This is a genomic window from Mycobacteroides salmoniphilum (assembly GCF_004924335.1).
Classification (GTDB): Bacteria; Actinomycetota; Actinomycetes; order Mycobacteriales; family Mycobacteriaceae; genus Mycobacterium; species Mycobacterium salmoniphilum.
Window position 1 is genome coordinate 1,090,853 of the sequence record NZ_CP024633.1, and the last position, 20,799, is coordinate 1,111,651.

Annotated in this window: 22 protein-coding genes; 10 read left to right on the forward strand and 12 right to left on the reverse strand. The window is 64.6% G+C overall.

The genetic code is table 11. The features are described from left to right. Positions 1–56 precede the first annotated feature (56 nt). Positions 57–491 carry a hypothetical protein gene (locus tag DSM43276_RS05455; protein ID WP_078329502.1) on the forward strand — a complete coding sequence of 145 codons (435 nt, stop codon included), beginning with the start codon at positions 57–59 and terminating at the stop codon, positions 489–491. Positions 492–565: 74 nt separating this feature from the next. On the opposite strand, the gene DSM43276_RS05460 is transcribed toward DSM43276_RS05455, so the two are convergent. From DSM43276_RS05460 to coaA, 3 genes are read right to left on the reverse strand one after another with little or no spacing between them, the layout of a single operon-like run. Beyond that, entirely contained in the window at positions 566–2,248 is a 1,683-nt protein-coding gene (locus tag DSM43276_RS05460; RefSeq protein WP_078329432.1) for a GMC oxidoreductase, read from the reverse strand. A 41-nt stretch (positions 2,249–2,289) separates the two neighbouring features. Beyond that, positions 2,290–2,685 (reverse strand): nuclear transport factor 2 family protein, encoded by a 396-nt coding sequence (locus DSM43276_RS05465; protein WP_078329433.1) that lies wholly within the window; start codon positions 2,683–2,685, stop codon positions 2,290–2,292. A 40-nt stretch (positions 2,686–2,725) separates the two neighbouring features. After that, positions 2,726–3,658, reverse strand: a complete 933-nt coding sequence (gene coaA, locus DSM43276_RS05470; protein WP_078325142.1) for a type I pantothenate kinase — start codon at positions 3,656–3,658, stop codon at positions 2,726–2,728. Positions 3,659–3,776: 118 nt separating this feature from the next. Here coaA and DSM43276_RS05475 point away from each other — a divergent pair, with 118 nt between their 5' ends. The 6 genes from DSM43276_RS05475 to DSM43276_RS05505 all read left to right on the forward strand — a co-directional run bounded on the left by DSM43276_RS05475 (position 3,777) and on the right by DSM43276_RS05505 (position 12,337). Continuing rightward, positions 3,777–4,985 carry a DUF885 domain-containing protein gene (locus DSM43276_RS05475; protein WP_078329434.1) on the forward strand — a complete coding sequence of 403 codons (1,209 nt, stop codon included), beginning with the start codon at positions 3,777–3,779 and terminating at the stop codon, positions 4,983–4,985. A gap of 21 nt (positions 4,986–5,006) precedes the next feature. Next, positions 5,007–6,476: a glycine hydroxymethyltransferase gene (locus DSM43276_RS05480; RefSeq protein WP_078329435.1), complete on the forward strand. Its 1,470-nt coding sequence runs from the start codon at positions 5,007–5,009 to the stop codon at positions 6,474–6,476. A 127-nt stretch (positions 6,477–6,603) separates the two neighbouring features. Next, complete coding sequence (locus DSM43276_RS05485; RefSeq protein WP_078325144.1) at positions 6,604–7,410, forward strand: acyl-ACP desaturase; 807 nt, start codon at positions 6,604–6,606, stop codon at positions 7,408–7,410. 364 nt (positions 7,411–7,774) lie between these two features. Further along, entirely contained in the window at positions 7,775–9,088 is a 1,314-nt protein-coding gene (locus tag DSM43276_RS05495; protein ID WP_078325145.1) for a PhoH family protein, read from the forward strand. A gap of 22 nt (positions 9,089–9,110) precedes the next feature. Beyond that, positions 9,111–9,977, forward strand: a complete 867-nt coding sequence (locus DSM43276_RS05500; RefSeq protein ID WP_109556061.1) for a polysaccharide deacetylase family protein — start codon at positions 9,111–9,113, stop codon at positions 9,975–9,977. Between the two features lie 2 nt (positions 9,978–9,979). Continuing rightward, entirely contained in the window at positions 9,980–12,337 is a 2,358-nt protein-coding gene (locus DSM43276_RS05505; protein WP_078329436.1) for a penicillin acylase family protein, read from the forward strand. Positions 12,338–12,398: 61 nt separating this feature from the next. Here the strand turns inward: DSM43276_RS05505 and DSM43276_RS05510 are convergent, their stop codons facing one another. The 6 genes from DSM43276_RS05510 to DSM43276_RS05540 form a co-directional block, all read right to left on the reverse strand. Beyond that, positions 12,399–12,608, reverse strand: coding sequence for a CsbD family protein (locus DSM43276_RS05510; protein ID WP_078325147.1), 210 nt, complete (start codon positions 12,606–12,608; stop codon positions 12,399–12,401). Positions 12,609–12,706: 98 nt separating this feature from the next. Then, positions 12,707–13,270 (reverse strand): hypothetical protein, encoded by a 564-nt coding sequence (locus tag DSM43276_RS05515; RefSeq protein WP_078329437.1) that lies wholly within the window; start codon positions 13,268–13,270, stop codon positions 12,707–12,709. Then, positions 13,267–14,043 (reverse strand): hypothetical protein, encoded by a 777-nt coding sequence (locus tag DSM43276_RS05520; RefSeq protein ID WP_078329438.1) that lies wholly within the window; start codon positions 14,041–14,043, stop codon positions 13,267–13,269. The genes DSM43276_RS05515 and DSM43276_RS05520 overlap by 4 nt, the downstream gene beginning before the upstream one ends. 2 nt (positions 14,044–14,045) lie before the next feature. Then, entirely contained in the window at positions 14,046–14,228 is a 183-nt protein-coding gene (locus DSM43276_RS05525; protein WP_078297393.1) for a DUF2273 domain-containing protein, read from the reverse strand. Between the two features lie 247 nt (positions 14,229–14,475). Next, complete coding sequence (locus tag DSM43276_RS05535; protein WP_070936142.1) at positions 14,476–14,769, reverse strand: hypothetical protein; 294 nt, start codon at positions 14,767–14,769, stop codon at positions 14,476–14,478. Next, positions 14,766–15,233 (reverse strand): Asp23/Gls24 family envelope stress response protein, encoded by a 468-nt coding sequence (locus DSM43276_RS05540; RefSeq protein ID WP_078325152.1) that lies wholly within the window; start codon positions 15,231–15,233, stop codon positions 14,766–14,768. The genes DSM43276_RS05535 and DSM43276_RS05540 overlap by 4 nt, the downstream gene beginning before the upstream one ends. Positions 15,234–15,382: 149 nt before the next feature. Between DSM43276_RS05540 and DSM43276_RS05545 the strand changes: the two genes are divergently transcribed. Together DSM43276_RS05545 and DSM43276_RS05550 are read left to right on the forward strand one after the other, a co-directional pair. After that, entirely contained in the window at positions 15,383–15,943 is a 561-nt protein-coding gene (locus DSM43276_RS05545; RefSeq protein ID WP_078329504.1) for an RNA polymerase sigma factor, read from the forward strand. 71 nt (positions 15,944–16,014) lie between these two features. Then, complete coding sequence (locus DSM43276_RS05550; RefSeq protein ID WP_078329440.1) at positions 16,015–16,533, forward strand: class I SAM-dependent methyltransferase; 519 nt, start codon at positions 16,015–16,017, stop codon at positions 16,531–16,533. A gap of 24 nt (positions 16,534–16,557) precedes the next feature. Here DSM43276_RS05550 and DSM43276_RS05555 read toward each other — a convergent pair whose 3' ends face one another. Beyond that, the gene (locus tag DSM43276_RS05555) at positions 16,558–17,961 is read right to left on the reverse strand and encodes a class II fumarate hydratase (protein WP_078329441.1); all 1,404 of its coding nucleotides are present in this window, start codon (positions 17,959–17,961) and stop codon (positions 16,558–16,560) included. Between the two features lie 32 nt (positions 17,962–17,993). Then, positions 17,994–19,022, reverse strand: a complete 1,029-nt coding sequence (gene glpX / locus DSM43276_RS05560) for a class II fructose-bisphosphatase (protein WP_078309785.1) — start codon at positions 19,020–19,022, stop codon at positions 17,994–17,996. Between the two features lie 94 nt (positions 19,023–19,116). Here glpX and DSM43276_RS05565 point away from each other — a divergent pair, with 94 nt between their 5' ends. Next, positions 19,117–19,689 (forward strand): DUF4245 domain-containing protein, encoded by a 573-nt coding sequence (locus DSM43276_RS05565; RefSeq protein ID WP_078329505.1) that lies wholly within the window; start codon positions 19,117–19,119, stop codon positions 19,687–19,689. 4 nt (positions 19,690–19,693) lie between these two features. On the opposite strand, the gene DSM43276_RS05570 is transcribed toward DSM43276_RS05565, so the two are convergent. Continuing rightward, positions 19,694–20,776: an alanine racemase gene (locus tag DSM43276_RS05570; protein ID WP_078329442.1), complete on the reverse strand. Its 1,083-nt coding sequence runs from the start codon at positions 20,774–20,776 to the stop codon at positions 19,694–19,696. Between the last annotated feature and the right edge of the window lie 23 nt (positions 20,777–20,799).

Genomic DNA, 20,799 nt, shown 5'->3' on the forward strand with positions numbered 1-20,799 from the left:
GCGGCAATGTCGGTGGTGTCAGCTTTCGCACAGAGCTTTCTCACAAGGAGTCCCTCATGTCCATAGCTTCGGAGAACGCCTCGGTACTTCGCACACGCTTCGCCCAACCCGACTCGCTTCTGCGATTCGGCATCGGCCTCGACGGCATCGCCACCGGTTCGGTTGCCGTCGTCCTCCTGATCGCCGCGAAATGGCTCGTCGGGCCGCTCGGTCCCTCGCTGGGATTTCAGGTGGCGCACGCCGCCGCGCTCATCGGATACGGGGTGCTGGCCTTCGTCTTGAGCCGGGCCGACAGGTCCAAGCTCGCCGCCATCGGTGCCGTCTACATTGTCGGTAACCTGCTGGCGACCGTGCTCTACGTGGTGGCGGGCGTCATGAAATGGGTACCGCTGACCACCGCCGGCGTCACGCTGTGCATCGTGTTCGGCATCTACACCGCCGTCATGGCGGACATCCAATTCCTCGGACTACGGCGCCTGCGCTCCGCGTAGCCGCCCACATGCTCACCCGTTTCCACGGTGAGCCGGTGCCGGGCCATCCGCTTGGTGGCCCGGCACCTTTATGTCTAGACCGGTGTCAGCGGTAACCGCAGTGCGCCCGGCGCGGACTCGGGAACGGTCGGATGGTTGGGCTGTACCGGGAAGACGCGCTTGTAGGGCGAACCCAGCTCCGGCCGCGGGTCGAGCTCACCGTTGTTGGGCCAGAACGCCATTGCGCGCTCGGCCTGGGCGGTGATGGTGAACGACGGGTTGACCCCGAGGTTGGCCGATATCGCCGAGCCGTCAGCGACATGCAGTCCCGGATAGCCGTAGATCCGCTGGTACGGGTCGATGACACCGGTCTCGGGAGAGTCGCCGATCGCGCAACCGCCGATGAAATGCGCGGTGAGCGGGATGTTGATCGAGTCCAGGTGGGTGCTCCCGGCGTACCCGTCGACCTTCTCGGCCATCCGGCGGGCGACATCGTGGGCGACCGGTATCCAGTCCGGGTTCGGTTCTCCCGAGCCTTGTTTGGTGGTCATCTTCTTGCCGAACAACCCGCGTTTGAGGTATGTGGTCAGCGAATTGTCGAGTGATTGCATGACCAGCACGATGATCGAATGTTCCGAGGCATTGCGCGGGAACATGGAGCGCATCAGCAAGCCCGGATGCCGCGCATTGGTGAGCCAGGTCCGCGCAAAGCGCCAGGGGCCGCCGTCGGCCATGCCCGTGCCCAGCATGCTCAAGAAATTCGAACCCTTGCCATACCGGCACACCTCGACATGGGTGTTGGGCTCCGGGTGAATCGAGGAGGTGATGGCCACGCCCTGGGCGAAGTCATTGCGCTTGGGGGAGTAGACGACCGGCACTTCCTCGGAGTTGGTGCGGGTCTGCTCACCCAGGCGTGCCGACAGATCGGGCAGCGATCCGGAGTCCTTGAACTTGTGTAGCAGGCGTTGCGTGCCGAGCGAGGCCGCGGAGAAGACCACGTGCCGCGCAGTGAAATCCCGCTTGTTCTTCCGGACCAGGCGGCCGGTCTGCTTGGTGCTGACCACATACCCTTCGCGGTCTTCGAGCGGGCGTACGTCGAGTACCTGCGTCAGCGGGTGGATCTGTGCCCCAGCATGTTCGGCCAGGTACAGGTAGTTGGTCTCGGTGGTGTTCTTGGCGTTGTGCGGGCACCCGGTGAAACACTGTGCGCATCCGATACAGCCGGCACGCTCGGGCCCCGCCCCGCCGAAGAACGGGTCGGGAACGGTCTTGCCTGGCTCGTCGCCGAAGAACACGCCCACGTTGGTGGGGTGGTAAGTGTCCTCCACGCCTAGGTCCTTCGCCACTGCCAGCAGCACCTCGTCCGGTGGTGTGGTGTGCGGTGTCTGTACGACACCCAGCATCCGGCTGGCCTGGTCGTAATACGGCGCCAGCTCCACCTTCCAGTCGGTGATGTGCGCCCATTGCTTATCGGTATAGAACTGCTCCAGCGGCTCGTAGAGCGTGTTGCCGTAGATCAGCGAGCCGCCGCCCACACCCACTGCGCTGGCGATGAACGTCTTACCCAGCACCGTCATCCGCTGGGGGCCGTAACAGCCCAGCCCCGGTGCCCACATGGCCTTGCGGACATGCCAGTTGTTAGGCGGAACGTCTTCGCGTTTCCAGCGCTTTCCCATTTCAAGTACGCCGACTCGGTAGCCTTTTTCGGTGAGGCGGAGGGCCGCAACGCTCCCACCGAAACCGGACCCGATGACGACTACGTCGTAGTCATAGTCCATGCGGTCAACCTACTGGTTGGTTGCCGCTGACGCACTGTAAATCAGGACGCAGCTTCTAGAGCCGCGCGCATCTTTTCGTGGATGGCGTTGATGGCCTGCAGCGGGCGGATCATGACCTTGAACTCGATGATCTTGCCGGCGTCGTCGCAGGTGATGATGTCGACTCCGTTGACGTACTTGCCGTCGATGGTCGACTCGAACTCCAGGGCAGCGGTGTTCCCATCAAGAACTTCCTTGACGTAGTGGAAGTCGCTGTCGGGTCCGGCGAGCGTCGTGAACGCGGCCAGCAAGTACATGGCGGTGATAGCCTTGCCGCGCTGGGGGGTGAACACCACGGGGGAGTAGAAGACGACATCCTCGGCCAGTAGTTCGTCGAGCGCTTCCGGGTTCGCGCCGGAAATGATGCCGTGCCAGGTTTCAACCACGCTGTTGATCATGGGGCGAATATACCAGTCGGTCTACCTGACGCAAGTCCGTCTACAGCTTGCGCAGGCGCAACCTGTTGATCGTGTGGTCGGCGTCCTTGCGTAGTACCAGCGTGGCGCGCGGCCGGGTCGGCAGAATGTTCTCCCGCAGATTCGGCAGGTTGATCGAATGCCAAATCTCCTGTGCGGCAAGGGTTGCCTGCTTATCGGACAGCTTGGCGTAGTGGTGGAAATGCGAGGACGGATTTGCGAATGACGTGGAGCGCATCGCCAGGAATCGGGAGATGTACCACTGCTCGATGTCCTCGATGCGTGCGTCCACATAGATCGAGAAATCGAACAGGTCCGAGACCATCAGGGTTGGGCCGGTTTGCAGTACGTTCAGGCCCTCGAGAATCAGGATATCGGGTTGCTGCACAACGTGTTTCTCGTTCTTGATGATGTCGTACAGCAAGTGCGAGTACACCGGGGCCGTGACCTCATGCGCCCCCGATTTGACCTCGGTGACGAATCGCAGCAGCCCGCGCCTGTTGTAACTCTCCGGAAATCCCTTGCGGTGCATGATGTTCCGTCGAGATAGCTCGGCATTGGGGTAGAGGAATCCGTCGGTGGTCACCAGGTCCACCCGGGGATGGTGATCCCATCGCGCAAGCAGCGCCTGCAGCACGCGGGCCGTGGTCGACTTGCCGACAGCGACGCTGCCCGCCACCCCAATGACAAAGGGGACCAGACGGTCCGGGTGCTGATCTCCGAGGAAGGTCGCGGTGGCGGCAAACAGGCGCTGCCGGGCGGCCACCTGAAGGTGGATGAGGCGAGCGAGCGGCAGGTAGACCTCGGCGACCTCGGTCAGGTCGATCTGCTCGCCCAGACCGCGCAGGCCGATGAGCTCTTCTTCGGTGAGCACCAGCGGCGTGGACTTGCGCAGCGCGCGCCACTGTTTCCGGTCGAACTCCACATAGGGGCTCGGCTCGCTCAGCCGCGGCATCGATGCGCCGCTCGCGAGAAGGAAGAGTGCGTGGATGGGCCGCTTGCGCGAAGACCAACACTCATAGTGGCAAGTCTTGCAGGAACCCTTCGTGAACGCGGCACTAGGGTTGTGTGACATGGGCGATAACGGCGAGTCGGAAAACACCCTAGTTACCGAATATCTGCTGCTTGGGCTGCGATTTGACCGTATCGAAAGTGGATACGTCGACGCGTTCACGGGTGACCCCGCGCTGCGGCAGCGTGTCGAGAACGAGCCCACCCCCAATCCGGTCGAGCTCGCGCGTCAGGCCAGTGCGTTGCGTGGCGAGTTGGCCGCCAGCGACCTGGACGAGGCGCGTAAGGCCTTCATCGACACCCACCTGAAGGCACTGGCCTGTGCCGGGCGCAAGTTCGCGGGCGAGAACATCGGATTTGTGGACGAGGTGCATGACTACTTCGATGTGCGCATTGCCAAGGGCGACGAGGAGCGTTATCGGCAAGCGCACGAGGCCCTCGAAAGTGTTCTGCCGGAGGGCGGTTCGCTATTGGAACGAAAAACGGCCTACGACCGGTCCCAGGAGATCGACCCGAACCGGCTGCAGGAATGTGTGGATGCTTTCTCCAGCGCACTGCGCGACCGGGTACGCGCGGAGTTTCCGCTGCCCGACACCGAGACGGTGACGTATGAGGTCGTCAGCGACAAACCCTGGTCGGGGTTCAACTACTACGAGGGCAACTACCGCTCGACGGTCGCCATCAATTCGGACCTCAAGCAGTATCTGAGTAATGTGCCCGCGCTGATCGCCCACGAGTCCTACCCCGGGCACCACACCGAGCACTGCCGTAAGGAAGCCGGCCTGGTGCATCTGGGGGACCAGCAGGAACAAACCATCTTCCTGGTCAACACCCCGCAGTGCCTGATGGCCGAGGGGCTCGCCGACCTTGCCCTCTACGCGGCAGTCGGAGAGGACTGGGGGCTGTGGGCCCAGGAGATCTACGCCGACCTCGGGCTGCGTTTCGACGGTGAACAGGCGCAGGCCATGGGGCGCGCGCGAGCCGGACTGATCAACGTCCGTCAAGACGCGGCGCTGATGCTGCATGACGAGCACCGCGACGTCGACGAGGTGATCGCCTTCCTGAAACGCTGGCTGCTGGTCTCCGAGGAGCGTGCCCGGCACATGCTCACATTCCTGTCCTCGCCACTGTGGCGGGCGTACATCTCCACTTACGTCGAGGGCTATCAATTGTTGAAGGGGTGGCTGGATCGTCGTCCGCCGGAGCAGTCCCTCACGACCCGCTTCGGGCGGCTGCTGGACGAGCCCCTGGTGGCGTCCACCTTGGTATAGGCGCCTACTAGGCTGAGGGGCATGACGACTTCAGCTTCCAGCGACATTGCGCAGGGCGCGCAGTACGCCGAGACCGCCAGCGCCGCGTACCGTTCGGCCCTGGAGGTCATCGAGACCATCGAACCGCGGATCGCGGACGCGACACGCAAAGAACTTGCCGACCAACGCGATTCGCTCAAGCTGATCGCCAGCGAGAACTACGCCTCGCCCGCCGTGTTGCTCACCATGGGCACCTGGCTCTCCGACAAGTATGCCGAGGGCACCATCGGCCACCGCTTCTATGCCGGCTGCCAGAACATCGATACCGTCGAGGCGCTGGCCGCCGAGCATGCCCGCGAGCTGTTCGGTGCGCCCTACGCGTACGCCCAGCCGCACTCGGGAATCGACGCCAATCTCGTTGCCTACTGGGCAATCCTGGCCACTCGGGTCGAGGCACCGGCTCTCGCTGAGAAGGGTGTGCGCAACGTCAACGACCTGTCCGAGACCGATTGGGAAGAGCTGCGCCACCAGTACGGCAACCAGCGCCTGATGGGTATGTCACTGGACACCGGCGGCCACCTCACCCACGGCTTCCGCCCGAACATCTCGGGCAAGATGTTCCACCAGCGCAGCTACGGCACGGACCCGGAGACCGGGTTGCTGGACTACGACGCGCTGGCCGCGGCCGCACGCGAGTTCAAGCCGCTGGTGCTGGTCGGTGGTTACTCCGCGTACCCGCGCCGGGTGAACTTCGCCAAGATGCGCGAGATCGCCGACGAGGTGGGCGCCACCCTGTTCGTGGACATGGCGCACTTCGCCGGCCTGGTCGCCGGAAAGGTCTTCACCGGCGATGAGGATCCGGTGCCGCACGCTCACATCACCACGACCACCACACACAAGTCGCTTCGCGGACCCCGCGGTGGCCTGGTGCTGGCCACGGCCGAGTACTCCGATGCCGTCGACAAGGGCTGCCCCATGGTGTTGGGCGGACCGCTGTCGCATGTGATGGCCGCCAAGGCCGTCGCCCTGGCCGAGGCGCGCCAGCCCTCATTCCAGGCGTACGCACAGCGTGTCGCCGATAACGCCAAGTCGCTGGCCGAGGGCTTCCTGAAGCGCGGCGCACGCCTCGTCACCGGTGGCACCGACAACCACCTGGTGCTCCTCGACGTGCAGTCCTTCGGGCTCACCGGGCGACAGGCCGAGTCCGCCCTGCTGGATGCCGGCGTCGTCACCAACCGCAACTCCATTCCGGCCGACCCCAACGGGGCTTGGTACACCAGCGGCATCCGGTTCGGCACCCCGGCGCTCACCAGCCGCGGATTTAACGGCGACGAGTTCGACAAGGTGGCCGAGCTCGTGGTCGACGTGCTGTCCAACACGAGTCCTGCGGGAGGCACCGCTGGTTCTTCCAAGGCGAAGTACACGCTCGCCGACGGTGTCGCGGACCGCGTGAAGGCCGCTTCGGCCGAGTTGCTGGCCGCCAACCCCCTGTATCCGGGCCTCACTCTCTAGGGTCTTTAGTCACCACGGCTCGATGTAAAAGCCCCCGGCACGCTGGTGTTTCGGGGGCTTTTACTTATGCTCGCGAAGAGTCGCGCGGCGATTTCACATTTCTGACGCGTCCGGTTAGTGTTACCGCATGGCACAGAAACCTGTACCCAATGCGTTGACTCTTGAGCTGACGGACGTCGTCGCCGAGAACATCGATCGCCATCGCGATACGGCGGAGCTTTGGTACTCCCATGAGCACGTCCCCTATGACCAGGGCGAGAACTTCGCCTTCCTGGGTGGACGCGACTGGGAACCCTCTGACGTCAAGCTGCCCAAGGCTGTTGTCGACGCCATCCAGATCCTGCTGATCACCAAGGACAACCTGGCGGGCTACCACCGCGAGATGGTCGAGCATTTCTCGCTGGAGGTCATCCCGTGGGCGGATTTCATCGGGCGCTGGACCGCCGAGGAGAACCTGCACGCCATCACGCTGCGTGAGTACCTCGTGGTGACGCGCAATGCCGACCCCAGCGCCGACGAGGACACCCGGCTGGCTCACGTCATGAAGGGCTACCGGGCCGACTCGTTCAGCCAGATCGAGACGCTGGTGTTCAATGCGTTCTTCGAGCAGATGCACGCCGTGTTCGTCCGGAACCTGGCCGCGCAGGCCGAGGATGACGTGCTCAAGGGCCTGCTCGCGAACATCGAGAAGGATGAGCGCCGCCACGAGCAGATGTACAGCAATATCGTGCTCGAATGCCTGCGGCTGTACCCCGAGGACACCATCGCCGCCATCAAGGCCCGCGCCGCGGAACTGAAGGTCATCGGCGCCGACATCGACGGTTACGAGGACAAGGTCGCCTCCGTGGCCGAGGCCGGGATTATTGACGAGGTCACCGTCCAGGACGTGGTTCGCGAACTCACCGACAAGTGGGGCGTGACCGAGCGGCTCTGATAACCAGTCGGCTGTTCGCCGAGCGCATACCGCACGCACAGAATCCGGGGGTTCATGTGCACCCGGTATGCGCTCGACGCATTTCAGGGCCCCGCCGCACGCCTGTAACCGGCGTTAACCCGGTGTTAGTCAACACGCTCGATTCGGTGCGCGGCATCCGCGTGTAGGTGCGAGTAGCGTCAAAAGCGATGGCTAGCGACATGCTTTGCTATCCGGGAGGTACTGATCGTGGCGAAAGCGACAGGACCGGCCCCGGTCCTGATGTGGACGGTCTCATGAGGCGTCCACACACGGTACCGACCGCGTCCACGACAGATCGCGTGTGGTGCCGCACGGATGTCAGGAGCGCTCGGTGACTGCTTCAATGAACCCTGGGACAATCCGTACCTATGTGCTCGACACCTCGGTGTTGTTGTCTGACCCTTGGGCCACAAACCGATTCGCCGAACATGAGGTAGTGATCCCGTTGGTGGTGATCAGTGAGCTGGAAGGCAAACGTCACCATCATGAGCTGGGTTGGTTCGCCCGCACTGCGTTGCGGATGCTTGACGATCTGAGGCTGGAGTATGGCCGTCTTGATCAGTCAATTCCTGTTGGGACACAGGGTGGTTCGCTGCATGTCGAGCTGAATCACACCGATCCCTCGGTGCTGCCCGTGGGCTTCCGCACCGACTCCAACGACTCTCGGATTCTGGCGTGTGCGCTCAATCTCGCCGCCGAGGGCAAGCTGGTTACGTTGGTGAGCAAGGACATTCCGCTGCGTGTCAAGGCCGGCGCGGTGGGCTTGGCCGCCGACGAGTACCGGGCCCAGGACGTGGTGAACTCGGGCTGGATGGGTATGGCCGAGCTGGACACGGCTCCTGACGTCATCGACTCGCTCTTTGAGGCCGGCGAGGTCGATCTGGAGGCGGCGCGAGATCTCCCGTGCCACACCGGAATTCGACTACTCGGTGGGACCTCGAGCGCGCTTGGCCGAGTCAATGCCGAGAAGCGGGTGCAGCTGGTACGCGGTGATCGTGAGGTCTTCGGGCTGCGTGGGCGCTCCGCGGAACAGCGTGTGGCACTGGACATCCTGCTCGACGAGTCGGTCGGAATCGTCTCTCTCGGCGGCAAGGCGGGTACCGGTAAGTCGGCACTGGCGCTGTGCGCGGGGCTCGAAGCGGTGCTGGAGCGGCGTAGCCACCGCAAGGTAGTGGTGTTCCGTCCCCTGTACGCCGTCGGCGGTCAGGAGTTGGGCTATCTGCCGGGCAGCGAGAGCGAGAAGATGGGCCCGTGGGCGCAGGCTGTCTTCGACACCCTCGAAGGGCTGGCGTCACCGGCGGTCATTGAAGAAGTACTCTCGCGCGGCATGCTCGAGGTACTCCCACTCACGCACATCCGTGGACGGTCCCTGCATGACTCGTTTGTGATCGTCGACGAGGCGCAATCCCTGGAACGCAACGTGCTCCTGACGGTGCTGTCGCGGTTGGGCAGCGGCTCGCGTGTGGTGCTCACTCATGACGTCGCGCAGCGCGACAACCTGCGTGTCGGTCGTCACGACGGTGTGGCCGCGGTGATTGAGAAGCTCAAGGGCCATCCACTGTTCGCGCACGTCACGTTGGTGCGTAGTGAGCGTTCGCCCATCGCCGCACTGGTCACAGAGATGCTGGAGGAGTTCGGGCCCGGGCTCGCTCCCTGAACTGACGGTTACGCTGTTGGGCGTGCTATCCAAGCGTGATGTCTTTCGGTGGACGATGGTCGCGGCCGCTGTGGGAAGTTTGATCGCGGCCGCGATCGTCGTCACCGACAAGCAACGCGCCCTGGACGAGCCGGTGGACTGTCAACGTGAGAAGTGCGTGGCGCTGACGTTCGATGACGGGCCGAGCCCGTTCACCGAGCGGCTGTTGGAAATCCTGCGAGCCAATGGCGCGCACTCGACCTTCTTCGAAATCGGCAACAAGGTCCAGCGTGATCCGGCGGGCGCCAAGCGGGTCGTGGACGCCGGGATGGAGCTGGGAAGCCATACCTGGGAACACCCCAACATGACGACGATCCCGCCGGAGGCAATCGCGGGCCAGCTGAGTAAGGCCAGCGACGCCATCGAAGCCGCCACGGGCCAGCGCCCCAAGCTGTTCCGCACCGCGGGTGGCCTGATCAACGATCAGGTGCTGGCCGAAGCCAAGAAGCAGGGCCTGGCCGATATCAACTGGGATGTCATCCCGTTCGACTGGGCCAACGACGCGAACACCGATGCCAGCCGGGCCATCCTGATGTCACAGATCAAGCCGGGATCCGTGGTGCTTTTCCACGACACCTATTCGAGCACAGTGGATCTAGTCGAGCAGTTCCTCCCGGTGCTTCGGGCCAACGGTTACCACGCGGTGACCGTCACGACGTTGCTTGGTCCGCGTGAGCCCGGCAGCAGTTATGGAAGCCGGGATAACGGTCCGCCTGTGAACCTCCTGAAAGACATTCCGGCGTCGGAGATTCCGCCGCTGCCGAACACTCCGTCGCCGCTGCCCGCGACCAATATCCCCATTACCGACCTGCCCAATCAGGGTGCGGGTGGGCCGGCCGTCGGGCAATAGGGGTGCGTCTCGTCGCTTTGGCGTTGATCACGGCACTACTTGTCGGACCCGCCAGCGTCGTGCTTCCCGCCCCGCAGCGCTATTCGGCGACGATCAGCCGAGACGAACGTGGTGTCCCGCATATCAGCGCCGATGATTGGGGCTCACTGGGTTACGGCACCGGGTACGCGTTCGGTGAGGATCGTGCCTGCACCCTGATCGATCAGATTGTGAAGGTGCGCGGTGAGCGCAGCAAGTGGCTCGGGCCGGGCCCCAACAATCGGAACGTCGATATGGACTTCGGTTACCGGCACCTGAAACTGTGGGAGAACGCGCCCAAACGCTGGGCCGACCAGCCGGTCAGAGTGCGCGAATTGGTCGACGGATACGTCGCAGGGTTCAACGAGTCGTTGTCGGTCAACGGTGTGAACGGCGGCTGGTGCGATGGAGCCGGCTGGGTGGGGCCGATCACCGCGCAGGACCTGTACGCGCATTTCTCCGATGTCGTGATGACGGTGTCCAGCATCTCCATGATCACCGAAATCGGCAGGGCACAACCACCTTCAGGTGCATCGGCACCTCGACCGGGTGCCTTGCCCGCGCCGCCGCGGATGGGTAGTAACGGGTGGGCCCTGGGTTCGGAACGCTCCAGCACCGGCGGTGGCCTGCTGTTGGCCAACCCGCACTATCCGTGGACGGGCGAGAACCGTCTCTGGGAGGCGCACCAGAGCATTCCCGGACAGCTCAACGTCTACGGTGTCGGATTGTCCGGAATGCCTTTGGTGCAACTCGGATTCACCGATGCGGTGGCCTGGACGGCCACTGTCGCAGCCGGACGCCGCTTCGCGCTGTATCGCTACGACCTGGATCCCTCAGACCCCACCGCGTATTACGTCGACGGCCGGCGTCAGGTGATGACGCCCGACCCCATCACCATCGACGTGGCCGGTGAACATGGCATCTCGCCGATGAGCCGCACCCTGTACTCCACCAACCACGGGCCGGTGGCCGATGTGGATACCGTGGGCTGGACACCGGTGCAGGCCATCGCGATGGCCGATGCCAACGCCGACACCAACACCACGCTGTCGCAATACCTGGGCATGGCGACCGCGGGTTCCATGGATGAGTTCCAGGATGTGTTCCGGACCAATCGCGGTGTGCCATGGATGAATACCGTCTCGACGAGTGCTGACGGACGTGCCTGGATCGTCGATTCCTCCGCGACCCCCAACCTGTCCAGGGAGGCCCTTGCCGCGTGGGCGATCGACCGCGAAAAGCCGGGGTTGATCAGGGACGCGTACCGCTCCGCGGGCATGGTGGTGCTCAATGGATCCCGGTCGCTCTTCGACTGGACCGACGATGAGAATGCCGCCGCACCCGGGCTCATCGGATACGACCACATGCCGCAGCTGGAACGGCGCGACTACGTCTTCAACGCCAATGACAGCATGTGGCTTGCGCACCCGGATCAGCTGCTCACCGGATATCAGCCGCAGCAGGGCGGTGAGGGGTGGATTTTGTCACCCCGGACCAAGACCAACGCGCGACTACTTGCCGAGAACCGGGGCAAGTGGACCACTGACGACGTCAGTGCCGCGCTGTTCGCCGACCATGCGATCCTTGCCGATCAGCTGCGCATACCGCTGGTGCGGGCGTGCATGGCGACCAAGGTCGTCGATGGCGTCGACCTGGGGCCCGCCTGTTCCGCGCTGGCGGGCTGGGATGGCAGGTTCACCAAGACCGCGCGCGGCGCCGTCGTGTTCCGAGAATGGCTCTCCCGATTCACTCCGGGGGAGCGCAAGGACCGGGGCAGGCTGTTCGCGGACGGATTCGACCCGGCCAAGCCCGTTGATTCGCCCTCGGTTCCGGCGGCCGATGTCAAGCCCTGGCTCACGGAACTGGCTGCCGCCGTGCGCCTTCTGCAGCGTGCCGGTGTTCCGGTCGACGCCCCCTTGGGTGATGTGCAACGCGAAGTGCACACCGGCCGTCTGTTGCCGATAGGTGGCGGAACGGATATCGAGGGTGCCGCCAATATCGTGGATTGCTGTTCCTGGGGTACCAGCTCCGAGCCGCAACCCAACCCCGGGGAGCGCCTGGAACCGGGTACCGAGCTGCGCGCCATCCCGGGTGCCGCGGGGGTGCTCAACGGATACCCGGTTCAAGAGGGGGACAGCTTCATCATGGCGCTGCAATACGGTCCCGATGGCCCGGATGCGAAAGGTGTTCTGGTTTATGGAAACCCGGACGACTCGAAGAATCCTGCGTACTACGCGGGGGCACAGGCGTTCAGCGCCGAGCAGCTGCGCCCGTTGGCCTTCGATGCCCACGACGTCGCCAAGACCGCCGTTTCCACGGTGACCATATCGCGGCCGCGTTAATGGGAGCCAAGACCGGCGTGGGCGTGTGCTCACCACGCCGGCCCTGACACCAGGGCGTGAATTACTTGCCGGTCAACTTGTCTTTGACCGCCTCGATGCCTTCCTTCACTTTGTCTGCTGCATCAGAGATCGCCTGCTTCGCGGAGGCAATTCCCTGGTCCGCCTGACCCTCGGCCTTGAGGTCATCGTTGTCGGTGGCCGCTCCAAAGGCCTCCTTCGCGCGACCTTTCAAGTCTTCAGCCGTGTTCTTTGCGTCGTCGGTTATTCCCATGTCGTGGAATCCTTTCCGTTGGGCGGTGCTCGATCGTTACCTACTCCCGGGGGCAGCCGATCGATTCACGGTTGCACCCAAGCTTTTTCGTCCTGTGCTCAGACGACCTGCGGGCGGACCTTGTCCTCGGATACTTCCTTGACCAGGAGCTGGACGTCCAGGTCGTTGTTGGCCGCACGCCGAATATCGGCGCCGCATTGTCGGGCGAGGTGTCGGATTTCAGTGGTTGAGGTATGGGGCGAGACGCCCATGGTGACTCGGACCACCGGTCGGCCCTTCTCGCGGAGTGTCACTGCGCGGGCACTCTGCACGGAGGGGTGACGTGCCAGGTCATCCGCGGCCGCGTCGGCCAATCGGGACAGATCGACTTGCCCGTCGGTGTCGCCGAGACTGCGGACCGATGTGGGGCGCAGATGGACGAGCAATAACCAGAGCCCGACGAGGAAGGCAGCGACTCCGGCTCCCGCAAGAACGCCTGATAGCCACGGCCATTCGAGTGCGCGGGCCGGGGCCTGTGAGTCGACTGCTGCCGCCGCCTGGCGCGCCTGGCGCGCCAGGCGGGTGTCGGTGCGGTAGCCAATCAGCCAGACCGCGCTGGTCAACAACACGATGGCCAATAGAGCCGTGAGTAACCTATCGATGAATTGCGTGGTGCGCGTCACTGATTGGTTCCGCCCTTCTTCTCGCGAAGTGAGCCGCGATGTCCGTCGCGCCATCGGTGAACTGATGCATGAGGCACCAAGATTCCATCGCCTACCGCGATATGGGTGCGGCGTCGCGGCTTCACCGCGAGGACGAGCAGGATCAATCCCGCGATCCCCGCCACCACGGCTGCTGGCCAGGTCCACCACATCCAGTGCGCGTGCTGTACCCACCCGGCCACTGTGGCGGTCCACATCGAACCGCCTACCCATCCCACACCGATCGCTGCGTCGCGCAGCGCGATCACGCCCGCGGCAACCAGCCCCATGGCGATGAGGGTGCTGGTGATGGTTGATCCGGCGACACGGTGCGGTCCTCGGTATCTACTGCTTACCTCTATCGCGGTGTCGCTCTCCTCCGGGTCACCGGCATCTGCGGCGTAGGCGTCGGCCACTTCGGCCGGCGTGCGATTGCTTTCGATCCGCGCGATACGCACGTTGACGCCGGCCGGGTCCTCGCCGAGCGATTCGTGCAGTTCTTGGGCCACCGCTGCCCGGACCGCGTCGACAACGCGCGCACCGTCAGTGGGCCAGGTGGCCGCGATCTTGACGTTCACCGTGGGGCGTATGTCGTCGGCGATGGCGATCGATGGCAATGCCCGGCCGGGAGCCATGCTCCCGTGGCGAACCACCCCGGGTACCGAAAGCACGGCATGCTCAATCAAACGATGGCGCACCCGCTCGTGAACGCGGGTAGTACCGCGCACCGGTACCACCCCAGTAGTGGTCACCATCGTCAGCTCCGGTCGCGGCGACCGAGCGCGGTGAGATCGATGGTGCCGTCGAGATGCGCACCGAGGGCGCCTCCGGCTCCGGCCAATACCACCGCAAGGAGGAATCCGATCAGGCCACCAGTGACGACTGCTATCGCCAGCAGCAGGCCCGCGAACAGGCCGATCACTGTGTAATTTCCATTCATTCTCGTCATCTCCTATCGAGATATTTGATGCGTTGTCGCTGGATGCGCCGCCGGCGAGCTGCGCTCGCAAGGGTCGTAAACCGGCCGCGCCAGGTCCGCTGTACTCGAACCGTGGCGCGCCGCGGGGCTCGATCGTCGGCCAGAGTCTGCAGCGCTGCCATGAGCGCCTCTCCCGATCCACCCGCATCGGGGTGATGCCTTCGTACGGCCTCGCGGCGTGCCTGCCGTTCAACATCGAGCACGGCGGTCAGGCCTGTGCTTCGGCCACTGCCACGTCGTCGACCACGACGACAACCGGTACGCCCGCCGCCTCGCTGGCGGCCCGGCGCACCCGGGCCGCCACGTCGAGTAGACCGGTCCGGAGGTCGAGCACCACGTGAACCTCGCCGCCGTCGGCCCCCAGCCGCACACCTCGCACCGTCCGACCGGGTAGGTGTGTGGCGGGGACTCCCAGCCCTCCGGAATAGAGGCCGATGACGCCGTCGACGGCAGTCACCGCCGCGACCACACGATCGACCCGCTCGCCGGTCGCGTCCGTCACTGGACTCGTGGCTCTCCGGCGTCGGATGCGTCGTCATCACCGTCGGCGAAGTGCACGTCGTGCACGGTGACGTTGACCTCGGTGACCTCGAGCCCGGTCATGTTCTCGACGGAGGAGATGACGTTGCTGCGAATTCCCTCGGCCAGGTCATGGATGGCGATCCCGTAATCAGCGACTATCCCGATGTCGATGGCTGCTTGACGTTCGCCAACCTCGACGCTCACGCCCTGGGTGAGGCTGGGTGAACCTGGCAGCGTCTCGCGCAACTTTCCCACGACGCGGGCAGCCTGGCCTCCCAGGTCGTAGACACCGTCGACCTCGCGCGTAGCGATACCAGCGATCTTGGAGACCACCACGTCGGCGATGGTGGTGACGCCATGGTTGGCGACTTTCTCGACGGCATTACTGGACTTGTCTACCTGCTTCGACGAACTCACTTCATGGGTTTGGGTTGCCGTGGTCATCAGCTTCTCCTTCGACTTGTCTCAGCTTCCGGACATTTCCGTCCGGCACAATGAGTTCGTCGGGCAACGGTTGGTATTACGCACGCCGATGAGATCTAACGCACATTTCCGCGCTCACGACGACAGGGGACACAGTGGTGCTGCCGCTCTTGCCGCGGGGGGAACTGCTGGCGTCACTGTCGGACGAGATGCTTGCTCGACGCGCCCAGCACGGTGATTCAGAGGCGTTCGATGTTCTGGTCGTCCGGCATGGCCCCGCGCTGCTGAGATTCGTTGCCCGCACGTATCCGGAGCGGGCGGAGTATGACGACATCGTCCAGGAGACGTTCATCGCCGCCTGGAAAGGGCTGCCGTCGTTTGCCTTTCGGTCGCAGTTCCGCACCTGGTTGTACTCACTTGCGTCCCGGAAGACCGTGGACGCAATGCGGCGGCGCCGTCGCGACGTCGATATCGACGACGTGCCCGAAGTCGCGGATATCAGTGCTGGGCCCGGTGAACGAGCCCTGGACGGCGATTTCCTTGCCGCGTTGAGTCGTGAGTTATCGCAGCTGCCCTATTCGGCGCGGGCGACCTGGTGGCTTCGTGAGGTCTACGACCTACCGCTGGCGGAGATAGCGACGGTTCTTCGGACCACTGAGGGATCGGTCCGCGGCAACTTGCAGCGCACCCGCAAGCGGCTGGCGGAAGCGCTGAAGGATTTCCGCCCATGAACGAACGCGGAGACCACATTGAGTCCGCCAGCTGTACAGCTCCCGGCATATGGCGTAACACTGGAGAACTGATGGATGCGAGAACCGGGGACCACCATGATGCCGTCGCTGACGCCACGGCATGGATCGCCGATGCCACCCGCCGATTGGCCGAGCTCGACGGCGGACCAGATGACTATGTACCGGGAGCATCCTGGAGTGAGGGTGGATCGGCTCTTGAGCAGCTGCGCGCCGCCGTCGCGCACCGGATCGCCGCACTTCCACGCAGGGGCAAGCCGATCAGCACGGCAATCCCGGGGATCACTGTCAGTCATCTTGCGTTGGCAAAAGCACTGGCATCAGGCCTGGCCGAGCTCGCCGCTGAGGCGTCAGCGGCGATCGCTGCCGTAGACGTGGAGGTGGACGCGCAGGCAGTGACAGCGCTCCGTATCAACCTGGTGGCCATCGGTGCCGGCGATCGTGACCACACCTACCTCGATGACGGTGACGCACTGCGGAAGCGAGCTGCCGCAGTGGTCAACGACATCATCGGTATCGAGCCACCGACCATAACCGTCACCTGGGAGGACATCGTCCTGCCGTCGTACTAGGTACCCACGGTCACGGGGTCTTAATTAATCTTTCACCTTTGCCATGGCGAGCACGTCCAGGCGCTTGTCCAGCTCCTCGATGCTCAGCTTGTCGCCGATGAGGCCGCGGTCGATGACGGTCTGGCGAATTGTCTTGCGCTGCTTGAGCGCCTCCTTGGCCACGGCCGCCGCTTCCTCGTAGCCGATCGCCGAGTTCAGCGGGGTAACGATCGACGGAGAGGATTCCGCCAGCGTCCGCAGGTGGTCCTCGTTGGCGATCAGGCCGTCCACGCACTTGTCGACGAAGAGGCGAGACACGTTGGCCAGCAGCGTGAATGACTCCAGCAGGTTGCGGGCCATCACCGGGATGTACACGTTGAGCTCGAAGGCGCCGGACAGTCCGCCCACGGTGATGGCGGCGTCGTTACCGATCACCTGTGCGGCCACCTGGGTGACTGCCTCGGGTAGCACCGGGTTCACCTTGCCGGGCATGATCGAGCTGCCGGGCTGCAGATCGGGCAGCTGGATCTCGCCCAGACCGGTCAGCGGGCCCGAACCCATCCAGCGAATGTCGTTGGCGATCTTGGTCAGCGACGCCGCGATGGTCTTCAGTGCGCCGGAAGCCTCGACCAGCCCGTCGCGCGCGGCCTGCGCCTCGAACGAATCCGTGGCCGTCTTCAGTTCCGAGAGGCCCGTCGACTTCTTCAGTACCTCAACAACTTTCGAACCAAAGCCATCGGGTGCGTTCAGGCCCGTGCCGACGGCGGTGCCACCGATGGGCAGCTCGCCCAGGCGGGGCAGGGTCGCCTTGACCCGCTCGATGCCGGCCTCGATCTGTCGGGCGTAACCACCGAACTCCTGGCCGAGAGTCACCGGCACCGCATCCATGAGGTGGGTGCGGCCGGACTTCACCACGGTCTTCCACGCCTTGGCCTTGGTGGCCAGCGCCTGCTGCAGGTACTCCAGCGCCGGAATCAGGTCGCGCGCAGCAGCTTCGGTCGCGGCCAGGTGGGTGGCCGTCGGGAAGGTGTCATTGGAGGACTGCGACATGTTCACGTCGTCATTGGGGTGAACAGTGGTGCCACCTAGTGCGGCGATCGACGCGATCACCTCGTTGGCGTTCATGTTCGAGCTGGTGCCCGAACCGGTCTGGAACACGTCGATGGGGAACTGGTCGTCATGCTTGCCGTCGGCGATTTCCTGTGCCGCAGCGATAATGGCGTCGGCCTTTTCCGGCGCGAGCAGGCCCAGGTCCTTGTTGACCTGGGCGCAGGCGCCCTTCAGCAGGCCGAGCGCACGGATCTGTGTGCGCTCCAGGCCACGCCCCGAGATGGGGAAGTTTTCGACGGCGCGCTGTGTCTGCGCGCGCCACAGTGCTTCCACGGGCACGCGAACCTCGCCCATGGTGTCGTGCTCGATGCGGTACTGCTGCCCTGGCTGGTCAGTCATGTGATTCCTTCTCGTCGTCGATGAGGGAGTGATCAGGGGAGGGGATGGGTGGCGTCGTCGTCGCCGGTGAAGTCGACCGCGGAGTATTCGCGGAGCTTGGTAAGGCGGTGGTATGCCTCGATCATCCGGACGGTGCCGGACTTGGAGCGCATCACGATGGACTGTGTGGTGCAGCCGCCGCCGAAGTATCGGACGCCCTGCAGCAGGTCGCCGTCGGTGACACCGGTCGCGCAGAAGAAGACGTTTTCGCCGGATACCAGGTCTTCGGTGGTGAGGATCTGGTCCAGGTCGTAGCCGGCGTCGATGGCCTTCTGGCGTTCCTCGTCATCGCGCGGAGCGAGCTTGCCGTGGATGGCGCCGCCCATGCAGCGCATGGCGGCAGCGGCGATGATGCCCTCGGGGGTGCCGCCGATGCCGAGCAGCATGTCGGTGCCTGAGTTCGGACGGGCCGTCGAGATCGCACCCGCCACGTCACCATCGGAAATCAGGCGAATGCGGGCGCCGGTCTCGCGGACGTTCTGGATGAGCTCGCCATGGCGGGGCCGGTCCAGGATGCACACGGTGATGTCGGAGACCGAACAGTTGCGCACCTTGGCGACGCGCTTGATGTTTTCCGAGACGGGTGCAGTGATGTCGATGACATCGGCGGCGTCGGGGCCGACGGCGATCTTCTCCATGTAGAAGACGGCCGACGGATCGAACATGGTGCCACGCTCGGAGACCGCGAGCACGGAGATCGCGTTCGGCATGCCCTTGCTCATCAGGGTGGTGCCGTCCACCGGATCCACGGCGAAATCGCAGTCCGGTCCGTCGCCGTTGCCGACATCCTCGCCGTTGTAGAGCATTGGGGCGTTGTCCTTCTCGCCCTCACCGATGACGACCACACCGCGCATGGAAACGGAGTTGACCAGCTCACGCATGGCGTCGACGGCGGCGCCGTCGCCCTTTTCCTTCTCACCGCGGCCGACCCATCGACCCGCGGCCATGGCACCCGCCTCGGTGACTCTGACCAGCTCTAATGCCAGGTTGCGGTCCGGGGCTTCTCTGCGCGACGGGCTCATGAGTTGTGATTCTTTCATGCGCGCCTGCAAGGATGGGGGCGTGGGAGGTGCACCAGATCCGGACCAAGATTCCGGACCCGACGATCGCATCGCCGTGCCCGCACCCCGGCCGGCCAAGCCGCGGTTGTTCCAAGATGGCCGCGACATGTTCTGGTCGATGGCTCCGCTGGTGGTCGCGTGCATCGTGCTGGCCGGCTTGTTGGGAATGTGCTCCTTCACTCCCAACGGCCCGACGGCCGGTGACCCGCCCTCCTATGACGCGCACGCCGCACTGCAGGGCGACGCCCGGCAGTTCTCGTTCCCGGTCCGGGAGCCGTCGCTGCCCGAGGGCTGGCGGGCGAATTCCGGGGGGCGAGACAGTGTCGAGGGAGTTCCGCTGACCAGGGTGGGATACCTGAGCCCATCGGGTGCCTACATGGCGGTGGTGCAAAGCGGCGCCCCCGAGGAGAAGCTCGTCCCGAAGCTGAACAGTGCACTCGTGCCACGCGGGCCCGAAGATGTGGACGGTGTGCGTTGGATCGCGTACGAGGGCGGCGAAGGTACCGAGCCGCTGTGGGTGACCCGACTGGACAACACGGTGACCGTCGCCGTCACCGGTGCCGGTAACACCGAGGCCTTCCAGACCGTCGCCCGCGCGGTACAGACGGCCAAGCCGCTGCCGCGCTGATCCGCTAGGTGTTGGTGCCGCGCGCCGCTACCGCCCAGTGCCGCGGACCATCCGCCGTGGCAATGACCAGCGAGTCGACCAGATTCACCGCGTTGCACAGATGATTCGGCGCGATGCGCAGGCGGGTGCCGGGAGATGGTGCAGCGCCGGGAAACTCGATGGTCGCGTGGTGCTCGGACAGTGCGACGATGCGGGCATCCGGCTCGTCGATCAGACGCCCGAAGCCAGTGGCCCACCCCGGCCGGTCGGCGCCCAGGATCTTGCTGCCCGCATCCACGATCGCGGTCCGGCCCCGGGTGTGCACCACGGTGGTGACGGCACTGAGTGCGATGTCGTCGAGCGTGCAGACGTCCAACTCGAATTGCTGTGCGTCGTTGAACGGGTAGACGCCGGGCCTCACCTCGGTCAACACAGTGTTGTCGGCGGAGTCGACGGTGGGGGTGGAGCCGCCGCTGCGCACCGAAGGTTCGATTCCCGCTGCACGCAGGCTGTTGGCTGCCGCGTCCAACGCCTGTGCTTCCTGCGCGGCGACCTCGGCACGTTGTCCAGGGGTGTAGCCGTGGCCCGGAAATGTGAAGACACCCACGACATTCAGCCCGGCCGAGCGTGCTGCTGTCGCCACCGCACCGGCTTCGGCCGGGGCTACCCCGGTGCGGTGATGTCCGGAATCGATCTCCACGACTACGGTGATGGGCAGATCGCCGAGGTGTTCGGCCAACTGCTGGGCACCCGCAACGGAATCCACCGCCACACGGAGCCCCGCGCGGGCAGACACCCGCCGCAGCCGATGTGCCTTCTGCGGGGTCAGCCACAGCGGGTAGGCGATGAATAGGTCGGTGAATCCCGCCTCGGCGAATACCTCGGCCTCGCCGATCGTGGCGACGGTAAGGCCAATCGCTCCGCTATCGATCTGGCGCTGTGCTATTTCAACGCACTTGTGGCTCTTGGCATGTGGCCGCAGCTGGACCCCGGTGCCGCGGAGACGTCCGGCGAGCCGTTCGATATTGCGGTCCATCACTGCCAAATCGACGGCCAGGAAAGGAGTGTCGATATCGTCCAGACCACCAGGCTCCGTCGTGTCAGACATGCTGCGACACTAACGGAGGCGAT

What these genes read in the sequence shown, in the direction of transcription:
- DSM43276_RS05455 (WP_078329502.1), top strand. Translation starts at nt 57, where the DNA reads ATGTCCATAGCTTCGGAGAACGCCTCGGTACTTCGCACACGCTTCGCC.
- DSM43276_RS05460 (WP_078329432.1), bottom strand. Translation starts at nt 2,248, where the DNA reads ATGGACTATGACTACGACGTAGTCGTCATCGGGTCCGGTTTCGGTGGG.
- DSM43276_RS05465 (WP_078329433.1), bottom strand. Translation starts at nt 2,685, where the DNA reads ATGATCAACAGCGTGGTTGAAACCTGGCACGGCATCATTTCCGGCGCG.
- coaA (WP_078325142.1), bottom strand. Translation starts at nt 3,658, where the DNA reads ATGCCGCGGCTGAGCGAGCCGAGCCCCTATGTGGAGTTCGACCGGAAA.
- DSM43276_RS05475 (WP_078329434.1), top strand. Translation starts at nt 3,777, where the DNA reads ATGGGCGATAACGGCGAGTCGGAAAACACCCTAGTTACCGAATATCTG.
- DSM43276_RS05480 (WP_078329435.1), top strand. Translation starts at nt 5,007, where the DNA reads ATGACGACTTCAGCTTCCAGCGACATTGCGCAGGGCGCGCAGTACGCC.
- DSM43276_RS05485 (WP_078325144.1), top strand. Translation starts at nt 6,604, where the DNA reads ATGGCACAGAAACCTGTACCCAATGCGTTGACTCTTGAGCTGACGGAC.
- DSM43276_RS05495 (WP_078325145.1), top strand. Translation starts at nt 7,775, where the DNA reads ATGAACCCTGGGACAATCCGTACCTATGTGCTCGACACCTCGGTGTTG.
- DSM43276_RS05510 (WP_078325147.1), bottom strand. Translation starts at nt 12,608, where the DNA reads ATGGGAATAACCGACGACGCAAAGAACACGGCTGAAGACTTGAAAGGT.
- DSM43276_RS05520 (WP_078329438.1), bottom strand. Translation starts at nt 14,043, where the DNA reads ATGGTGACCACTACTGGGGTGGTACCGGTGCGCGGTACTACCCGCGTT.
- DSM43276_RS05525 (WP_078297393.1), bottom strand. Translation starts at nt 14,228, where the DNA reads ATGAATGGAAATTACACAGTGATCGGCCTGTTCGCGGGCCTGCTGCTG.
- DSM43276_RS05540 (WP_078325152.1), bottom strand. Translation starts at nt 15,233, where the DNA reads ATGACCACGGCAACCCAAACCCATGAAGTGAGTTCGTCGAAGCAGGTA.
- DSM43276_RS05550 (WP_078329440.1), top strand. Translation starts at nt 16,015, where the DNA reads ATGGATGCGAGAACCGGGGACCACCATGATGCCGTCGCTGACGCCACG.
- DSM43276_RS05555 (WP_078329441.1), bottom strand. Translation starts at nt 17,961, where the DNA reads ATGACTGACCAGCCAGGGCAGCAGTACCGCATCGAGCACGACACCATG.
- glpX (WP_078309785.1), bottom strand. Translation starts at nt 19,022, where the DNA reads ATGAGCCCGTCGCGCAGAGAAGCCCCGGACCGCAACCTGGCATTAGAG.
- DSM43276_RS05570 (WP_078329442.1), bottom strand. Translation starts at nt 20,776, where the DNA reads ATGTCTGACACGACGGAGCCTGGTGGTCTGGACGATATCGACACTCCT.